Raw genomic sequence first — 16,098 nt, forward strand, 5'->3', positions numbered from 1 at the left:
GTCCGCTTTTCATGAGAGGCGCTTTCTTCGTGGCGCTCGCGGCGATGCTGCTGGCGCCGCAGCCGCAGGCGGCCGGCCCCTTGTCGCAGGAGCCGCTCTATACGGGCGTTCAAGTCTTTTACGGCCCCGGCGACGGCTTCGAGACCGTCGACGCGCGGCTCGTCAACGGCGCCCGGCGCTCCATCGACATGGCGGCCTATGTCCTCACCGATCGCGCGCTCGTCGCCGCGCTCGGCCGCGCCGCCATGCGCGGGGTGAAGGTGCGCGTCTATCTCGACGGCGAGGAGATGGGACGCCATTCGCCCATTCTCGGCATTGCCGACGCGCCCAATCTGGACGTGCGCCTCAAGGGGCGCTCCCGCGACCTGATGCATCTGAAGAGCTATCAGATCGACGGCCGCACCCTGCGCACGGGGTCGGCGAATTTTTCCGTCTCCGGCGAGGTCTATCAGGACAATGATCTGATCGTTATAGAGAACCCGCAAGCGGCGGCGCGCTTTCGGGACATCTTCGAGCGTCTCTGGGCGCGCCCCGACAATCAGCGGATCGGGACGAGATGACGCGCGATTACCTTGCCGTTCTCGGCGCCGGCGCCTGGGGCGTCGCGCTCGCCAATGTCGCCGCGCAGGGGCGCGCGCGCGTGCCCCTCTGGGCGCATGAGCCGGCCCATGCGGCCGCCCTGGCCGGGGATCGCGAGAACAAGCGGCATCTTCCCGGATTGCCGATCGCCTCCGCCGTCGCGCCGACGAGCGATCTCGCCTGTATCAGGGACGCGCGCATCGTGCTGGCGGTCGTGCCGGCGCAGGCGATGCGCGCGGTGGCGCGCGCGGCGCGGCCGCATCTCGCCGAGGGCGCCGCCTTCGTGATCTGCGCCAAGGGCATCGAGCGCGACCGGCGGCATTTCATGAGCGACGTCGTCGCCGAGGAGCTGCCGCAGGCGCGTCCGGCCGTCCTGTCGGGTCCGAGCTTCGCCGCGGATGTCTGCAAGGGCCTGCCGACGGCGGTGACGCTCGCGGCCGAGGACGAGGCGCTCGCCCAGCAGCTTTGCGAGGCTTTGTCGACCAAGACCTTCCGCCTCTATCGCTCGACCGATCTGCGCGGCGTCGAGATTGGCGGCGCAGCCAAGAACGTCTTCGCCATCGCCGCCGGAATGGCGTCGGGCCGTCAACTCGGCGCGAGCGCGCAGGCGGCGCTGATCGCCCGCGGCTTCGCTGAGCTGACGCGGCTCGGTCGCGCGCTCGGCGCGAGGAGCGAGACGCTGATGGGCCTCTCCGGCCTTGGCGATCTGGTGCTGACCTGCAGTTCGGCGCAATCGCGCAACTTCGCCTTCGGCCAGGCGCTGGGGCAGGGCGCGGCGCCGAAGGACGCATCCGGCGGCAAGCTCACCGAGGGCGCCTTCACGGCGCGCGTGCTCGTGGAAATGGCGCAGGCGGCGGGCGTGGAAATGCCGATCGCCGAATCGGTGGACGCCATTTTGTCATCGCGCCTCGGCGTCGACGCCGCGATCGACGCGCTCCTGATGCGGCCGCTCAAGGCCGAGGCCTGATTCACCAGCTTTTCAGGAACTCGATAAAGCCGCGCGTCTCCGTCGCGTCGCGCAGGCGCGCAATCGCCTTCTTGCCGGCGACGCGCACCTCGTCGGCATGGGTCTTGAGATCGTCGATGTCGATATCGAGCGCGTCGAGCTTTTGGCGGCGCGCCTCCGCGCTTTCGGCGGGCGGCGGCAGGGCCTTCTCCGCGATCTTCACCAGCCCGGCTTGGGGCGCGGGCTTCTGCCGCAGCGCCAGCGCGCGGCTTTTCACCTTCGCCTCGATGAAGCAATGATGCAGGGCCGCGAGACGCCAGGTCGGGCTGCGCCAGTCGGCTTCCTTCGGGCCGTTGCTCCCGCCGAAAGCGTGGCGGCACCGCAGCATCTTGTCGAACTCGTTCGTGTTGACGTCGTGATAGGGAAGCGTGCGGCCGTTCTCGTCGATCTCGAGCGCGAACTGGAAGTCCTGCACGAGATCGGGATAGGCGACGTTCCAATCCTCGATGACCTTGTCGTATTTTTCGAGCTTCGCCGCGAAAGTCGCGTCGTCGTCGCCATCCGCGCCGCTGGCGATCCGGTAGGAATGGAACACTCGAGCCGACATGAGCTGCGACGCGCGGTCGAAGCTTTTCGTCGCCTCGCCGAGACGGCTCTTGGCGAGATCGAGACGCGTCTGCTCCCGCCAGCTCTTATAGGTGAAGCTCGTGGTCACGACGCCCGCGAGCAGGCTCGTGAACACGAAGCTGACGAATTTCTCCTTGAGAACGCCGCCATCGGCCATATGCGCCTCTGAAATCAACAGGACAACAGAGGCCAGCGTCGCGCCTGGCGATGAAAATTGCAAGCTGAGACGAAGGACGCCTACCGCGTCCCGGCGGGGAGGTTCGCCTTGCCGTCGAGCGCGTCCCGTATCTTGCGCGCGAGCTGCGCGAGGGTGAAGGGCTTGGTGAGCAGATTCACGTCCGGGTCGAGTATGCCGTTGCGCATGATCGCGTGCTCGGAATAGCCGGTGATGAAGAGCACATGCAGGGCGTGACGGCGGAACACGGCCTCGCGCGCGAGCCGCGCGCCGTCCATCTCCGGCATGAAGACGTCCGTGATCATCAGCGAAATATCGGCGCGCGCGCGGATGATCTGGATCGCATCCTTGCCGCTCCCGGCCTCTAGCACGGTGTAGCCGAGCTCGCGCACGCCCTGCGACGCGACCCGCCGCGCATTGTCGTCGTCTTCGACGAGGAGGACGATTTCCTCCGGCCGCCCCCGCGGAAACTCCTCCTGCGTGGGCTCGGGCGCCGCGGGCTGGGCCTCCGCATTGTCTTCGAGATAGCGGGGGAGATAAAGCTTGATGCACGTTCCCTGGCCGACTTCCGAATAGATCGTGACGTGCCCGCCCGACTGCCGCACGAAGCCATGCGCCTGGGAAAGGCCGAGCCCGGTGCCCTTCCCGATGGGCTTGGTGGTGAAAAACGGATCGAAGGCCTTCGCGATCACTTCGGGCGTCATTCCCGCGCCCGTATCGGAGACGGAAATGACCACATACTGGCCGGGCCTGGCGTCGGGATTCTCGGCGACATAGTCCTCGTCGAGCTCCGTATTGGCCGTTTCGATCGTGAGCTGTCCGCCCTTGGGCATGGCGTCGCGGGCGTTGACGGCGAGGTTGAGGATGGCGCTTTCGAGCTCGTTGGCGTCGACTTTCGTCGGCCAGAGGTTCCGGTCGAGCACGGTCGCCAGTTGCACGGGCGCGCCGAGCGTCCGTTGAAGAATCGCCGACATGCCGGTGACGAGCTGGTTGGCGTCGAGCGGCGTGGGATTGAGCGGCTGAATGCGTGAAAAGGCGAGGAGCCGGTGGACGAGCTTGGCTGCGCGATCGGCGCCGTCCAAAGCGGAATCGATCATCTGGTCGATCCCGTCCTCCTTTCTCTGCAATTTGCGGCGCAGAATATTGAGGCTCGCGACGATGACTCCCAGCATATTGTTGAAGTCATGCGCGATCCCGCCGGCGAGCTGGCCGAGCGCCTCGAGCTTCTGGGATTGTCGGAGCTGGGCTTCCAGCGCGCCGCGCTTCGTCGATTCCGTGATCAGCTCATTATAGGCGAGCTTCAAAGACTCGCTCGACCTGCGCAGCGCGGTGATCTGCTTGTGGGTGAGAAGCACCGAGAAGGCGCCGACGAATCCCAGCAGCACGATCATCGTGCCGATCGCGGCCTGAAGGGAATCGGTCGCTTGCGACATGCGCGCCTCGCGGCTGCGATAAAGATCTTCCTCAGCCGCGACCATGTCGTTGATCAGCGCGTCGATCTGATCCATCAGCGCCTTGCCTTGGCCCGAACGGACGACTTCCGCCGCCTCGTCGAAGCGGCCGGCCTTGATCAGATCGAGCTTGCGTTCGAGAAGACGGAGGCGCTCCTGCAAGGCCGGGCGCAGCGCGGCGAGCCGCTCGGCCTGTTCGGAATCGTCGACGACGAGCGCGCCGAGCTCGATGAGCTGTGATTCGATGAGAGTGGAGAGGTCCGCCTTCAGCGTGAAATTATCGGCTCCGCGCGTAATGATGGAGCCGCGCTCCTCGCTCTCCGCGCGGCGGACCTCGCTATTGAGCCGGTGCAGCGCGGTCTCGATTTGCAGCGTGTGCCGCACCATCGCGCCGCTTTCGCGGCGATGCTCCTCCGTGCGTATGGTGACGAGCCCCGCCGACGCCAGAATGGCGAAGGCCACGATCAGACTGACTGTCTCGAAGGGCAGGTACTTTCGCGTCGCGGCCATGCGCGTTCCAGTAGCAAACCGATCAGGCGAATTTATGCGCCGCATTGATCGCCGCCGGCGTCGCCGACGACCCTGTGTTCCGGGCCTCGCATGCGCTGCGAGGCCCCGCCCTCCCACGCGGGGACGATTACGACTCGGGAACCTCGCGCACCGCCCCCCGCGCGGCGCTCGTCGTCATCGCGGCGTAGGCGCGCAGCGCTGTGGAGACTTTGCGGTGGCGTGGGCTGGCGGGCTGGAATCCCTTGGAGGCTTGAACCGCGCGGCGGGCGGAAAGTTCCGTCTCGCTCACGGCCAGCGCGATCCTCCGGTTGGGAATGTCGATCTCGATGCGGTCGCCGTCCTGCGCCAGCGCGATCGTTCCGCCTTCCGCCGCCTCCGGCGAGACATGGCCGATGGAGAGGCCCGACGTGCCGCCCGAGAAGCGCCCATCCGTGATCAGCGCACATGCCTTTCCGAGTCCCTTAGATTTCAGATAGCTCGTCGGATAGAGCATTTCCTGCATGCCGGGACCGCCGCGCGGACCCTCATAGCGGATGACGACGACGTCGCCTTCTTTCACGGCGCCCGTCAGAATGCCGGAGACCGCGGCGTCCTGGCTCTCGAAGACGCGGGCGGGGCCCGAGAATTTCAAGATCGACTCGTCGACGCCCGCCGTCTTCACGATGCAGCCGTCCTCGGCCAGGTTTCCAAAGAGCACCGCAAGGCCGCCATCTTTGGAGAAGGCGTGGGCGGCGTCGCGGATCGCGCCCTTTTCGCGGTCATCGTCCAGCGCGTCGTAGCGGCGGTCCTGGCTGAAGGCCTCCTGCGTCGGCACGCCGCCGGGCGCGGCGCGGAAGAAGGCCTTGGCCGTCTCGCTCGTCGTGACGCCGATGTCCCAGCGCGAGACGGCGTCCGCCATGGTGGCGCTGTGGACGGTCGGCCGGTCGCCATGGATCAGCCCGGCGCGGTGCAGCTCGCCGAGAATGGCGATGACGCCGCCGGCGCGATGCACGTCCTCCATATGGATGTCCGGCACGGAGGGCGCAACCTTGCAGAGCACCGGCACGCGGCGCGACATGCGGTCGATGTCCGCCATGGTGAAGTTCACCTCGGCCTCATGGGCGGCGGCGAGGAGATGCAGGACCGTATTGGTCGAGCCGCCCATGGCGATGTCGAGCGCGATGGCGTTCTCGAACGCCTCGAAGGTCGCGATGCCGCGCGGCAGCGCGCTGGCGTCGTCCTGCTCGTAATAACGGCGCGCGAGATCGACGATGAGATGCCCAGCCTCGACGAAGAGGCGCTTGCGGTCGGCGTGTGTGGCGACGATCGTGCCGTTGCCGGGCAGCGAGAAGCCCAGCGCCTCGGTGAGGCAGTTCATGCTGTTCGCGGTGAACATGCCCGAGCAGGAGCCGCAGGTCGGGCAGGCGCTGCGCTCGATGGCCTTCACGTCGCTCTCGGCCACCTTGTCGTCCGCGCCGGCGACGATCGCGTCGATGAGATCGAGCGCATGCTCCTTGCCGGCGAGCACGACCTTGCCGGCCTCCATCGGGCCGCCGGAGACGAAGACCGCGGGAATGTTGACGCGCAGCGCCGCCATCAGCATGCCGGGGGTGATCTTGTCGCAATTGGAGATGCAGACCATCGCGTCGGCGCAATGGGCGTTGACCATATATTCCACGCTGTCGGCGATGATCTCGCGCGAGGGCAGGGAATAGAGCATGCCGTCATGGCCCATGGCGATGCCGTCGTCCACCGCGATGGTGTTGAACTCCTTCGCGACGCCGCCGGCCTTCTCGATCTCGCGGGCGACGAGCTGGCCCAGGTCCTTGAGATGAACGTGGCCGGGCACGAACTGCGTGAAGCTGTTGACGACGGCGATGATCGGCTTGCCGAAATCCTCTTCCTTCATGCCCGTCGCGCGCCAAAGGCCGCGCGCGCCCGCCATGTTGCGGCCGTGAGTGGTGGTGCGGGAACGATAGGGGGGCATCTATATTCGCTTTCTTGGCTGCGAGTTTTCGTGAGGCGATAGCCCAGGCCGCGCGCCCTCGCAACCTTCGGGCGCTTCTATGCCACTATATCATAATTCGCTTCTGGGTTGCGCCCGGGAAATTGCGGAGGGCGCGAGGTTGTGGCGTGGGTCCCAGGGCGTCGCCCGAACGGACGCGCCGCCGCAAGACGGGCAAGCCATCTTAAAAAGCACAAGCCCGAAAGTCGGCGGGAGCTGGGCCGCGAGCTTTCGGGCTTTGAGAAAAAGACGTTGCGCTGGAGATTTAGCGCTTGCGAGACGTTACGCGGCCTGGCGGGCGACGGCGGCGGGCTTTAGCTGGTTGAGGCAGGCGACGATCGCGTTGACGGTGGAAAAGCTCTGGCGGCGGAGCATGGTCACCGGGAACTCGACGTCAAAGGCTTCTTCGATCGCCAGCATGGTGCGGATCGCGGCGAAGGGGGTCAGGCCCGCCTCATAAAGGTCCGCGTTGTCGGACAGGGTTTCGATCGGGCTATGCAGGCGACCGTTTTCTTGTAGAAGACGGCGAATGGTCTCGATCATGGCGTCAACTCCAAAAGCGCGCGCAGGGCGTTTGCGCGTGCCGCAGGCTTCGTTTGAAGTGATGTTCGCGATCGTGGCAGGCAATCGTGAATATCATGGAAAGAAATTGGGGCGCCCTCCCTGAACCGAAAATGAATTCGCGGAAAATTCGACCGAATTTCCTATATGGTTAGGTTAATGTGAGGTTAACTTCGGGCGGGTCGATCTTGGCGGGCGCGGGCGCGTTGCTTCGGGGTGGCGAGATGAGAGGACTTGGCGGCTTCCTGATTTTGATCGCCCTCTCTTGCGGTCCGTCGACGGCCTCGGGCCAGGACGAGCCGCCGCCGCTCGCCCCTCCGACGCTCGGAGACGACGAGCGGGGCGGGAACTTCCTGTTCATTCCCGGCATCGGCAGGATTCCGTTGCCGCCGGGAGCGCGCGGCTTCGGCCCCGGCGACGCGCCGGACCCGCAGGACAGTCTCTCGCCCGGGCGTCTCGGCCCGAAGGCCGCCAATCCCCCGCCCGCGCCGCCGAAATCGCCCGAGGAGCGGCGGGCGCAGGAACTGGACCGGCTCTTCGGCCGCATGTTCAACGCCGAGGACGAGCGCGAATCGCAATCCGCAGGCGCCGCCATTCTGCGCCGCTGGTCGCAATCGGGCTCCGATACGATCGACCTTCTCGCGGCGCGCGCCCTCGCGGCGGAGGTCGCCGGCGCGCCGTCTCTCGCCAAAGCTTTGCTGGATTACGTCGTCGCCCTATCTCCCAACTGGTCGGAGGGTTTCGTCCGCCGGGCGCGCGTTATGGCCGCGGAGGGCGACGTCGCGGGCGCCTTGGCGGATCTCGAGACGGCGGCGCGGCTCGAGCCGAAGCGCTTCGACGCGCTGGAGGCGATCGGCGGCCTCGCCGAAAAGGCCGGGGAAAAGAAACGGGCGCTCGGCGCCTATCGCAAGGCGATGGAGATCGAGCCGCGCAACGAGTCGCTTCGCAAGAACGAGGAGCGCCTGCGCATAGAAGTTGAAGGACGCGATATATAGTGACGGGTCGCTTCGACTGGCCCGACAGGTTGGACCCCACTCCGGCCTTCCCCCTTTCGGTGGGCGGGTTAGAGAGGGAAGCTGCGCCTCGGCGGGGGCGACTCCTCGGTTTTTCGGCGAAAGGGAAAGCAAAGTGAGCGACGCGAAGCATCTCACGCCGGAGGCGATGGAGCAGCTCTTCACCGGCGCGCGGACCCATAATGGCTGGCTCGATAAGGAGGTGCCGGATTCCCTCCTCGAGCTTGCGGTCGATTACGCCAAATGGGGGCCGACCAGCGCCAATTGCTCCCCGATGCGCGTCCTTTTCGTGCGCTCGCCAGAGGCGAAGGCGCGTCTCGCGCCGGCCATGTCTCCGGGCAATCACGACAAGACCATGGCCGCGCCCGCGACCGCGATCATCGGCTACGACCTTGAGTTCCACGAACATCTGCCGTTCCTTTATCCCGCGACCGATGCGCGCTCCTGGTTCGCGGGCAATGACGCGCTGATCGAGGAGACGGCCTTTCGCAACGGCACGCTGCAGGCCGGCTATTTCATTCTCGCTTTGCGCGCGGTCGGTCTCGACGCCGGGCCGATGAGCGGCTTCGACAAGGCGAAGGTCGACGCCGAATTTTTCGCCGGCGCCAAGGTGCGATCAAATTTCCTGATCAATATTGGCTATGGCGATCCCGCGAAGCTCTATCCGCGCGGGCCGCGCTTCGCCTTCGAGGACATGGCCAAAATCATTTGAGGCGCCCATGACGTTTCGAATCATCCCCGAGCGTTTTGCGCCGCATGCGCAGGGGCTGCTGCGCATTGCGACGGCCCTGCTTTTCATGCAGCACGGAACGGCCAAGCTCTTCGGCTATCCGCATGTCGCCATGTTCGACAATCTCAGGCTGCTGTCCGTGCTCGGAGTCGGCGGCGTGCTGGAGCTCGTGGGCGGGGCGCTGATGCTCGTCGGGCTCTTCACGCGCCCGGTCGCTTTCGTTCTGTCGGGCGAGATGGCGGTGGCCTATTTCGGCTTCCATGCGCTCGAGGCGTTTTGGCCTCTCCACAATAAGGGCGAGCTGGCGGCGCTCTATTGCTTCGTCTTCCTGTTCTTCTCCGTCGCGGGGCCTGGGAAATTCGCGCTGGACAAGGAGTAGGCGTTCGTTTGTGCGCCGCACGCGCCGGCGGCGGCCGGGGATCGGCCGAAAACGAGAGCGCGGCCAAATCTATTGACAAGAAGCGTCGGCGACCTATTCCCTTGCGGACATGACCGAGACGGCAGTCACGACCAAGCGCCGATCGCATGTATGGGCGCTACCGAATCTCCTCACCTATGGGCGCTGCGTCGCGGTGCCGGTGGTGGCGGGTCTGCTGCTCGCGCCCAACGAGGACTGGGCGCGCTGGACCGCGCTCGGCGTCTACACGGCGGCGGCCGTGACCGACTTTTTCGACGGTTATCTGGCGCGCGCCTGGCATCAGCAGTCGCCCATCGGCCGAATGCTCGACCCGATCGCCGACAAGCTCCTCGTCGCGGCGACGCTGCTCGTCGTCGTGGCCAACCAGACGCTCGCCGGATGGACCATCTGGGCGGCCATCATCATATTGTGCCGCGAGATTCTCGTCTCCGGGCTGCGGGAGTATCTCGCCGAGCTGAAAGTGCGCCTTCCGGTCTCGGCCATCGCCAAGTGGAAGACCGCCTTCCAGCTCGTGGCCCTCGGCTTTTTCATCGCGGGGCCGGCGGGCGAGGCCATCCTGCCCGGCTCGGTCAAGATCGGTTCGGCCATGCTCTGGGCCGCCGCGGTGCTCACCCTATATACGGGCTTCGACTATATGCAGGCGGCGTTCGCGCATTTCGCGGAAGACGAGCGGTCATGAAGGCGGTGTATTTCGCCTGGGTTCGCGAGCGGATCGGGCTTTCGGAGGAAGAAATCGCGCCCCCGCGCGAGGTCGAGACGGTGCGCCAGCTTCTCGAGTGGCTGGCGGCGCGCGGCGACGGCTATGCGGCCGCCTTCGCCAACCCCAAGACGATCCGCGCCGCGATCGACAAGACCCATGTCGCCCCGGACGCGCCCATCGCCAGCGCGCGCGAGATCGCTTTCTTCCCGCCGATGACCGGCGGCTGATGCGGGCCTCGACGATTTCGCCCTCGGTCCGCGTCCAGGCGGAGGATTTCGATCCCGCCCGCGAGGAGTCGTTGCTGACCGCCGGCCGGCGCGACGTCGGAGCGGTGGTGAGCTTCACGGGCTTCTGCCGCGACGAGGAGGGGACGCTCGCCGCGCTGGAGCTCGAACATTATCCCGGCATGGCGGAGCAGGAGATGCTCCGCGTGGCGAACGAGGCTTTGTCGCGCTGGCCTCTGATCGGCCTCACGGCGATCCACCGTTACGGCGTCATCCGTCCCGGCGAGCGCATCGTTCTCGTCGTCGCCGCGGCCCGCCACCGAGGCGAGGCCTTCGCGGCCGCCGAATTTCTGATGGATTATCTCAAGACCCGCGCGCCTTTCTGGAAGAAGGAGCGCCGCGCCGACGGAACGGACGGCGGCTGGGTGGCCGCCAAGGGCGAGGATGACGCCGCGGCGGCGCGTTGGGACGGCGACGCGTCCTGAACATGATATTTCTAGTGCTTAGCTTGCCTGAAAAGCTGATCCATTTCAATTTTTGAAATCCTCAGGCGTAGAAGGGACGCCATGAACAAGGATTCAAAGGTCGCCGACGGACGCGAGACGCCTGTTGCCGCATCCCTTGAGACCACGGGCAAAAGCTGGGGGCTGTGGGAGAATTTCGCGCGCGCGCAGGAGCTGGGGCAGATCGGCTGGTGGCGGCTCGACGTGAGGAAAAACATCCTCACTTGGTCCGAGGAGAATTACCGCATTTTCGGCGCTCCGAGAGGGACGCCGCAGAGTTATCAGACATTCCTCGCCGCCGTTCATCCCGACGACCGCGTCTTCGTCCACGAAAGCTGGATGGCGGCGCTGCGCGGCGCGCCCTATGACATCGAGCATCGGATCGTCGTCGGCGGACAGGTAAAATGGGTCCGCGAGAAAGCCTGTCTCGAATTCGATTCCGACGGCGCCCTGCTCGGCGGGTTCGGCGTGACGCAGGACATCACGGATCGGAAAAATATCGAAAAGGCCCTGCAGTGGAGCGTACGCCGCAACGAGCTTCTTTCGAGAACAGGGGCGCGGCTCCTGCAGTCCAGCGACGTCCAAAGCGTCGTGGAGGCGCTGTGCGCCGATGTGATGCGGTTCCTCGACTGCCAGATCTTTTTCAACTTTGTCGTCGAAGGGGCGGGGCGCCTGCATCTCAACGCCTACGCCGGCATTCCGAAGGAGAAGGCCGCGCGGTTCGAGTGGCTCGATTTCGGCTCTGCCCCCTGCGGCTGCGTCGCGCGCAGCCGGGAATGCGCCGCCGCCCAACGCATCCCGACGACCGACGACATACGGACCGAACTCACCGATTCCTACGGGATCAAGTCCTATTGCTGCCACCCGCTCATGTCGCAAGGCCAGTTGCTCGGGACGCTGGCCTTCGGCACGAGGACGCGCCAGAGCTTCAACGACGACGACGTCGAGGTGATGCACGCCGTTTCGCAGCTCGTCTCCTTGGCCATGGTCCGCCTCAAAATGGAGCAGGCGCTGCGCGACGTCGATCGGCGCAAGGACGAGTTCCTGGCCACCCTCGCGCATGAATTGCGCAACCCGCTCGCGCCGATCCGCACAGGCCTGATGGCGATGAGGCGCGGCGCGGACCAGACGCCCCGCATCCAGGAAATGATGGAGCGGCAGGTCGACCACATGGTCCGCCTCGTCGACGACCTTCTCGAAGTGTCCCGCATTCGGAGCGGCAAGATCGAGCTGAAACGCGAATGGGTCGATCTCGTCGACATCGTCCGTCACGCCGTCGAAGCGAGCCAGCAGCTTTTCGAGGCGAGCGGGGTCCTCCTGTCGGTCACGTGGCCGGACGCGCCCCTGATGGTCGTCGCCGATCCCGTGCGCCTCACTCAGGTCGTCGCCAATCTCCTCAACAACGCCGCCAAATATACGGAGGCGGGCGGCCGCGCCGAGTTGGATCTGCGGCGATCGGGCGACGAGGCGGTGCTGAACGTCGTCGATAACGGCCTTGGCATTCCCGACGACATGCTGCCCCACGTCTTCGATCTCTTCGCGCAGGTCAATCGGACGCTCGGCCGCGCCCAGGGCGGTCTCGGCATCGGGCTCTCTCTGGTGCGCAAGCTCGTCCGCCTTCACAGCGGCGAGGTCGCCGTCGAAAGCGAGGGCGCGGGGAAAGGCAGCCGGTTCATCCTGCGGCTCCCGCTCGCCGGAGAGTCCGAGGCGCGCCCCGAGGCGAGCGCGGCGCCGCGGCCGGCGCGCCTGGCCTCTCGGGTCGTCGTCATCGACGACAACAGGGACGCCGCCGAAAGCCTTGCGATGCTGCTTCGGGCGCAGGGTCTCGAGGTTCGCGTCGCCTTTGACGGCGAGAGCGGAATCGAGGCGGTCGTCGCCTCGGCGCCCGACGCCGTCTTTCTCGATCTCGGCATGGCGGGGCTCGACGGCTATGAAACGGCGCGGCGGCTCCGAGCGACCAAAGCGGGCGAGGCAGCGACGCTGATCGCGCTCACCGGCTGGGGCGGCGAGAGCGCGCGCGAGAAGTCGCGGGACGCCGGCTTCGATCTCCACATGGTCAAGCCCGCCTCGCTCCGCGACATCGAACGGGCGCTCGTCCTTCGCTCATAGAGGGCTTCTATATCAGTTGCGCCGGCGCGATCAGAGAGACGACCCACGCATGCGCCGCGCCCATGGCGACGGTGACGAACAGCGTCACGAGCGTGAAGACGTCGAGATTGTCCTTGGGCACGCGCATCATGCGCGTGAGGCCGAGGGAAAAGACATAGACGCCGTAGAAGCCAAGCACGTCCAGGAAGCGCAGACCGGGCGCGAGCCCGAATAGCGCGGCCAGCCAGGCCGGGGTGTAGGAATAGGCCGCGAGCATCAAGGCCCGCCGGTCGTCGCTCTTGCCGTCGAAATGCGGCGCCGCCATCGAGATGATGAAGGCGATGGCGAAAAGGGCGGGGAGGCTCAGCGCATATTGCACGCTTGCGCGGAACAGGCCCGCAAGGAAGGTCGGGTGCAGGCCATGGGCGCCGAAGAGCCAGGCGCCGAGAAAGCTCGCGAAAGGCGGAATGGCGGCGAGAATTACAATATAGTCACGATAGAGTTCTATAACGGAGGTATCTTCGGATTCGATCAGCGCCCATTCCTTTTGAGGCGTCAGGATCAGGCCTTTGACCCGCGAGATCAGACCCTTCATGGCTTCCCTCCTTTTGGAGCCGCGCCCGACGCTGTCGGCCGGCGTCCGGCCGCTGGCGCTTAGCGACTGGCACTTGGCGCTTGCCCGCCGCTTCCTTACATGCGAGGGAGTGCGCAGGCCAGTAGCGGCCCCGCTGTCGAAGCCCGACGGTTACGTCTAACGCGATAGGCTGCATGAGAAAACTGGCTGAATTTTTCTGGCCCGTCGTCGGGCTCGCCGCGGTGGCCGCCTCCTTCTACCTGCTCTATCACGAGTTTCAGGGGGAGTCGGTCGGAACCGAGGTCTGGGCCTATCTGAAGGCCATTCCGGCGAGCGACTATTTCTTCGCGGCGCTCTCGACGCTCCTCGCTTATGCGGCGCTCGCCTGGTACGACCAGATCGCGCTGCTCCATCTCGGCGTAAGACATATATCGTGGATCTTCATTTCGGTCTGTTCCTTTACGACCTACGCGCTCTCCCACAATATCGGCGCGAGCGTCTTTTCGGGCGCCATGGTGCGTTATCGCGCCTATTCCTCCAAAGGGCTGTCGGCGACGCAGGTGGCGGCGCTGGTCGTGCTCTGCTCCTACACCTTCGGCTTCGGCAATGTGCTGCTCGGCGGCATTCTGCTGACCTACGATCCGGCGATGATGCAGCGCCTCTCCGGCTTTCTGCCGGACATGCTCACCCATCCGCATACGGCGCGCACCGTGGGCCTTCTGTGCCTCGGCTTCGTCGCGGTCTACGTCGCCGGCTCGCTGATGCACTTCAAGCCGTTCCGCTTCGGCAAGTTCGAAATTCTCTATCCCCGTCCCGAGATCATGGTCCGCCAGCTCTTCGCGGCGCCGGCGGAGCTGATCGGCGCGGCGGGCATCATCTATTTCGCGCTGCCGGAGCAGGGGAATCCGGGCTACATCGTCGTGCTCGGCGCCTTTCTCCTGTCCTTCTCGGCCGCGCTCGTCTCGCATGCGCCCGGGGGCCTCGGCGTCTTCGAGCTGCTCTTCATCAATCTGATGCCGGACGTCCCGCGCCTGCAGGTGCTCGCGGCGCTCCTGGTCTGGCGCCTGTTCTATCTCATCATCCCGCTGCTCGCGGCGCTGGTCGTCGTCGCCCTGTTCGAGCGCAAGAAGCTCGTCGAGAAATGGCGGGGCGAAACCAGGGCGGCGGAGGGCCCGCCGCAAGGCTAGCGGGGCCTGCGATCTGGCGCGGCGGATTGCTTCTGCGGCTGCGCCGCCTCGCAATGACGGCGACAATCAAGCGTTCGCTGTCAATTCGAGCCATTAGCTCACGCTGGCGCGAGAAAAAGCCGGCCCGTGAGAGGACCGGCTTTTTCTCGTGGCGGACGCAGAGATAAGCGATTACATCCGGTATTGCTGGAGGCGCGTCGTGCGCAGGCCGGCGAGGCCGTGCTGGTCGATCGACATCTGCCAGCTTAGAAACTCGTCGACGGTCAGCGTATAGCGGCTGCACGCTTCGTCGAGGGAGAGGAGCCCGCCGCGCACGGCGGCGACGACTTCCGCCTTCCGGCGAATGACCCAACGCTTCGTCGTCGGCGGGGGAAGGTCCGCAATGGTGAGCGGGCTGCCGTCGGGGCCGATGACATATTTGACACGCGGACGATGCGTCTCGGTCATATCATTACTCGCATACTCTACGACCACACAGTAGCGATCTTGTAGCGCACACGCCTTTAAGATTTGCCTAAACGCGCTTGGTCCATACGCAATCCAATTTAAACCGAAATTTAGCAAATATTCCCGGGCGTCGCGCTCTTGCCGGAATTCCGCCGGTTTCGCGGCCGGGCGGCGCGCCGGGCCGCTCGCGGGGATAATCGCACAGGAGAAAAGTATCGTTAACGGCCGTTAAAGGCGGGGCGGCGGTTTTAGCTGAAAAGCCTTCAGAACCGCGTCGTCAAGGCCGTCAGCCATTCCGGCGAGGCGGCGACGAGCGCGGCTTCGAGCGATTTGTCGGCGCCGCTGAGGATTAGGACGCCGAGCGCGGCGAAGAGAAGGCCGAGCGCCTGTTTCAGCCGCTTGCCGGCGGCGAGCAGCGGATTGCGCCAGCGCGCGAAAGCTTGCCGGGATAAAAGGCCCAGGGCCAGGAGCGGCGTAGCGGCGCCGAGGCCGAAGACGCCCATCGTCGCGGCGACGGCGAGCAAGTCTTCGCCGCGCGCCGCGAGCACGGAGGCCGCGCCGAGCGTCGGACCGACGCAGGGGCTCCAGACGGCGCCGAGCAGGAGGCCGGCGCCGAATTGCCCGAAGGCGCCGCCCGACGCGCCCGCGCCGCCGAAGGCCGCGTTCAGCCGGTCGCTGACCGGCCCGCCCGCGGCGGCGGCGCGCGCCTGGAGGGCGGGGACCGTCAGAACGACGCCGAGCGCGATCATCAGCGCCGCCGCGGCGAGGCGAAAGGCGTCGCCGTCCAGTCCGATCGAGAATCCGACGAGCGAAACGAAGAGTCCGATCGCGACGAAGGACAAGGCGACCCCGAGCGCAAGAAGAGCCGGCGCCCATTTATGCTCCGCCGCCGCCGCGCCGAGCACGAGGGGCAGCAGCGGCAGCACGCAAGGCGACAGCGCCGAGAGCAGCCCGGCGAGGAAGGCGAGCCCGAGCGTCCCGGCGGCCATTCTAGAGCGCCTTGTCGAGCAGGGCGGAAATCGCCTTTTCATCCGTCTCGCCGACGGAGCGGCCAACCTCCTTCGCGCCCTTATAAACGATGATCGTGCTCTGGTTCGTCGCCTTCAGCGCCCGAACGGCGTCCTTCTGCCCGTCGAAATCCACGCGGAAACGTTCGACCTCGGAGAATTTCGGATCGGACTCCAGCCGGCGCAGGATCGGCTCCTGCGCCCGGCATGTCGGGCACCAGGGGGCGTATATATGGATGATGACGCTCTTTCCCGCGGCCCGCGCGGCGGCGAAGGCTTCCTGCGAGAAGGGCGTCTCGGCGGCGGAGACGGCGGACATGGCGGCGAGAAAAGCGGCGGCGGCGAGAAGGCCACGGCGTGACAACATGAAAGGC

General features: G+C 66.1%; 18 protein-coding genes. 10 read left to right on the forward strand and 8 right to left on the reverse strand.

Annotated elements, in window-relative coordinates; translation table 11 throughout:
• The first annotated feature begins 29 nt into the window (after nt 1–29).
• Together ACV7JP_RS15610 and ACV7JP_RS15615 are read left to right on the forward strand one after the other, a co-directional pair.
• Nucleotides 30–560 carry a phospholipase D-like domain-containing protein gene (locus tag ACV7JP_RS15610; protein WP_457796571.1) on the forward strand — a complete coding sequence of 177 codons (531 nt, stop codon included), beginning with the start codon at nt 30–32 and terminating at the stop codon, nt 558–560.
• Complete coding sequence (locus ACV7JP_RS15615) at nt 557–1,546, forward strand: NAD(P)H-dependent glycerol-3-phosphate dehydrogenase (protein WP_457796572.1); 990 nt, start codon at nt 557–559, stop codon at nt 1,544–1,546. The genes ACV7JP_RS15610 and ACV7JP_RS15615 overlap by 4 nt, the downstream gene beginning before the upstream one ends.
• Nucleotide 1,547: 1 nt before the next feature.
• On the opposite strand, the gene ACV7JP_RS15620 is transcribed toward ACV7JP_RS15615, so the two are convergent.
• The 4 genes from ACV7JP_RS15620 to ACV7JP_RS15635 form a co-directional block, all read right to left on the reverse strand.
• Nucleotides 1,548–2,309, reverse strand: a complete 762-nt coding sequence (locus ACV7JP_RS15620; RefSeq protein WP_457796573.1) for a hypothetical protein — start codon at nt 2,307–2,309, stop codon at nt 1,548–1,550.
• Between the two features lie 80 nt (nt 2,310–2,389).
• On the reverse strand, nt 2,390–4,288 hold the full coding sequence (locus tag ACV7JP_RS15625; protein WP_457796574.1) for a CHASE3 domain-containing protein: 1,899 nt from the start codon (nt 4,286–4,288) through the stop codon (nt 2,390–2,392).
• Nucleotides 4,289–4,415: 127 nt separating this feature from the next.
• Nucleotides 4,416–6,254 carry a dihydroxy-acid dehydratase gene (gene ilvD, locus ACV7JP_RS15630; RefSeq protein ID WP_457796575.1) on the reverse strand — a complete coding sequence of 613 codons (1,839 nt, stop codon included), beginning with the start codon at nt 6,252–6,254 and terminating at the stop codon, nt 4,416–4,418.
• A gap of 300 nt (nt 6,255–6,554) precedes the next feature.
• The gene (locus ACV7JP_RS15635; RefSeq protein ID WP_457796576.1) at nt 6,555–6,815 is read right to left on the reverse strand and encodes an acyl carrier protein; all 261 of its coding nucleotides are present in this window, start codon (nt 6,813–6,815) and stop codon (nt 6,555–6,557) included.
• 242 nt (nt 6,816–7,057) lie between these two features.
• Between ACV7JP_RS15635 and ACV7JP_RS15640 the strand changes: the two genes are divergently transcribed.
• The 7 genes from ACV7JP_RS15640 to ACV7JP_RS15670 all read left to right on the forward strand — a co-directional run bounded on the left by ACV7JP_RS15640 (nt 7,058) and on the right by ACV7JP_RS15670 (nt 12,530).
• On the forward strand, nt 7,058–7,828 hold the full coding sequence (locus ACV7JP_RS15640; protein WP_457796577.1) for a tetratricopeptide repeat protein: 771 nt from the start codon (nt 7,058–7,060) through the stop codon (nt 7,826–7,828).
• 133 nt (nt 7,829–7,961) lie between these two features.
• Nucleotides 7,962–8,558 carry a malonic semialdehyde reductase gene (locus ACV7JP_RS15645; RefSeq protein WP_457796578.1) on the forward strand — a complete coding sequence of 199 codons (597 nt, stop codon included), beginning with the start codon at nt 7,962–7,964 and terminating at the stop codon, nt 8,556–8,558.
• Between the two features lie 7 nt (nt 8,559–8,565).
• A complete protein-coding gene (locus tag ACV7JP_RS15650) occupies nt 8,566–8,955 on the forward strand; it encodes a DoxX family protein (protein ID WP_457796579.1) in 390 nt (129 codons plus the stop codon).
• A 109-nt stretch (nt 8,956–9,064) separates the two neighbouring features.
• Complete coding sequence (gene pgsA / locus ACV7JP_RS15655; protein WP_457796580.1) at nt 9,065–9,673, forward strand: CDP-diacylglycerol--glycerol-3-phosphate 3-phosphatidyltransferase; 609 nt, start codon at nt 9,065–9,067, stop codon at nt 9,671–9,673.
• Nucleotides 9,670–9,921, forward strand: coding sequence for a molybdopterin converting factor subunit 1 (moaD, locus tag ACV7JP_RS15660; protein WP_457796581.1), 252 nt, complete (start codon nt 9,670–9,672; stop codon nt 9,919–9,921). The genes pgsA and moaD overlap by 4 nt, the downstream gene beginning before the upstream one ends.
• Entirely contained in the window at nt 9,921–10,403 is a 483-nt protein-coding gene (locus ACV7JP_RS15665) for a molybdenum cofactor biosynthesis protein MoaE (protein ID WP_457796582.1), read from the forward strand. Before moaD ends, ACV7JP_RS15665 begins: the two co-directional genes overlap by 1 nt.
• Before the next feature lie 81 nt (nt 10,404–10,484).
• Nucleotides 10,485–12,530, forward strand: coding sequence for an ATP-binding protein (locus ACV7JP_RS15670; RefSeq protein WP_457796583.1), 2,046 nt, complete (start codon nt 10,485–10,487; stop codon nt 12,528–12,530).
• Nucleotides 12,531–12,537: 7 nt separating this feature from the next.
• Here the strand turns inward: ACV7JP_RS15670 and ACV7JP_RS15675 are convergent, their stop codons facing one another.
• Nucleotides 12,538–13,104, reverse strand: coding sequence for a Yip1 family protein (locus tag ACV7JP_RS15675; protein WP_457796584.1), 567 nt, complete (start codon nt 13,102–13,104; stop codon nt 12,538–12,540).
• 173 nt (nt 13,105–13,277) lie between these two features.
• Here ACV7JP_RS15675 and ACV7JP_RS15680 point away from each other — a divergent pair, with 173 nt between their 5' ends.
• A complete protein-coding gene (locus ACV7JP_RS15680; protein WP_457796585.1) occupies nt 13,278–14,270 on the forward strand; it encodes a UPF0104 family protein in 993 nt (330 codons plus the stop codon).
• A gap of 171 nt (nt 14,271–14,441) precedes the next feature.
• Here ACV7JP_RS15680 and sciP read toward each other — a convergent pair whose 3' ends face one another.
• From sciP to ACV7JP_RS15695, 3 genes are all read right to left on the reverse strand, one after another.
• Complete coding sequence (sciP, locus tag ACV7JP_RS15685; RefSeq protein WP_016920503.1) at nt 14,442–14,717, reverse strand: CtrA inhibitor SciP; 276 nt, start codon at nt 14,715–14,717, stop codon at nt 14,442–14,444.
• A gap of 263 nt (nt 14,718–14,980) precedes the next feature.
• Nucleotides 14,981–15,706, reverse strand: a complete 726-nt coding sequence (locus ACV7JP_RS15690) for a cytochrome c biogenesis CcdA family protein (protein WP_457796586.1) — start codon at nt 15,704–15,706, stop codon at nt 14,981–14,983.
• Nucleotide 15,707: 1 nt separating this feature from the next.
• Nucleotides 15,708–16,091, reverse strand: coding sequence for a thioredoxin family protein (locus ACV7JP_RS15695; protein ID WP_457796587.1), 384 nt, complete (start codon nt 16,089–16,091; stop codon nt 15,708–15,710).
• Between the last annotated feature and the right edge of the window lie 7 nt (nt 16,092–16,098).

This window comes from Methylocystis sp. S23, assembly GCF_054106005.1.

What these genes read in the sequence shown, in the direction of transcription:
- ACV7JP_RS15615 (WP_457796572.1), top strand. Translation starts at nt 557, where the DNA reads ATGACGCGCGATTACCTTGCCGTTCTCGGCGCCGGCGCCTGGGGCGTC.
- ACV7JP_RS15620 (WP_457796573.1), bottom strand. Translation starts at nt 2,309, where the DNA reads ATGGCCGATGGCGGCGTTCTCAAGGAGAAATTCGTCAGCTTCGTGTTC.
- ACV7JP_RS15625 (WP_457796574.1), bottom strand. Translation starts at nt 4,288, where the DNA reads ATGGCCGCGACGCGAAAGTACCTGCCCTTCGAGACAGTCAGTCTGATC.
- ilvD (WP_457796575.1), bottom strand. Translation starts at nt 6,254, where the DNA reads ATGCCCCCCTATCGTTCCCGCACCACCACTCACGGCCGCAACATGGCG.
- ACV7JP_RS15635 (WP_457796576.1), bottom strand. Translation starts at nt 6,815, where the DNA reads ATGATCGAGACCATTCGCCGTCTTCTACAAGAAAACGGTCGCCTGCAT.
- ACV7JP_RS15640 (WP_457796577.1), top strand. Translation starts at nt 7,058, where the DNA reads ATGAGAGGACTTGGCGGCTTCCTGATTTTGATCGCCCTCTCTTGCGGT.
- ACV7JP_RS15650 (WP_457796579.1), top strand. Translation starts at nt 8,566, where the DNA reads ATGACGTTTCGAATCATCCCCGAGCGTTTTGCGCCGCATGCGCAGGGG.
- pgsA (WP_457796580.1), top strand. Translation starts at nt 9,065, where the DNA reads ATGACCGAGACGGCAGTCACGACCAAGCGCCGATCGCATGTATGGGCG.
- moaD (WP_457796581.1), top strand. Translation starts at nt 9,670, where the DNA reads ATGAAGGCGGTGTATTTCGCCTGGGTTCGCGAGCGGATCGGGCTTTCG.
- ACV7JP_RS15665 (WP_457796582.1), top strand. Translation starts at nt 9,921, where the DNA reads ATGCGGGCCTCGACGATTTCGCCCTCGGTCCGCGTCCAGGCGGAGGAT.
- ACV7JP_RS15670 (WP_457796583.1), top strand. Translation starts at nt 10,485, where the DNA reads ATGAACAAGGATTCAAAGGTCGCCGACGGACGCGAGACGCCTGTTGCC.
- ACV7JP_RS15675 (WP_457796584.1), bottom strand. Translation starts at nt 13,104, where the DNA reads ATGAAGGGTCTGATCTCGCGGGTCAAAGGCCTGATCCTGACGCCTCAA.
- ACV7JP_RS15680 (WP_457796585.1), top strand. Translation starts at nt 13,278, where the DNA reads ATGAGAAAACTGGCTGAATTTTTCTGGCCCGTCGTCGGGCTCGCCGCG.
- sciP (WP_016920503.1), bottom strand. Translation starts at nt 14,717, where the DNA reads ATGACCGAGACGCATCGTCCGCGTGTCAAATATGTCATCGGCCCCGAC.
- ACV7JP_RS15690 (WP_457796586.1), bottom strand. Translation starts at nt 15,706, where the DNA reads ATGGCCGCCGGGACGCTCGGGCTCGCCTTCCTCGCCGGGCTGCTCTCG.
- ACV7JP_RS15695 (WP_457796587.1), bottom strand. Translation starts at nt 16,091, where the DNA reads ATGTTGTCACGCCGTGGCCTTCTCGCCGCCGCCGCTTTTCTCGCCGCC.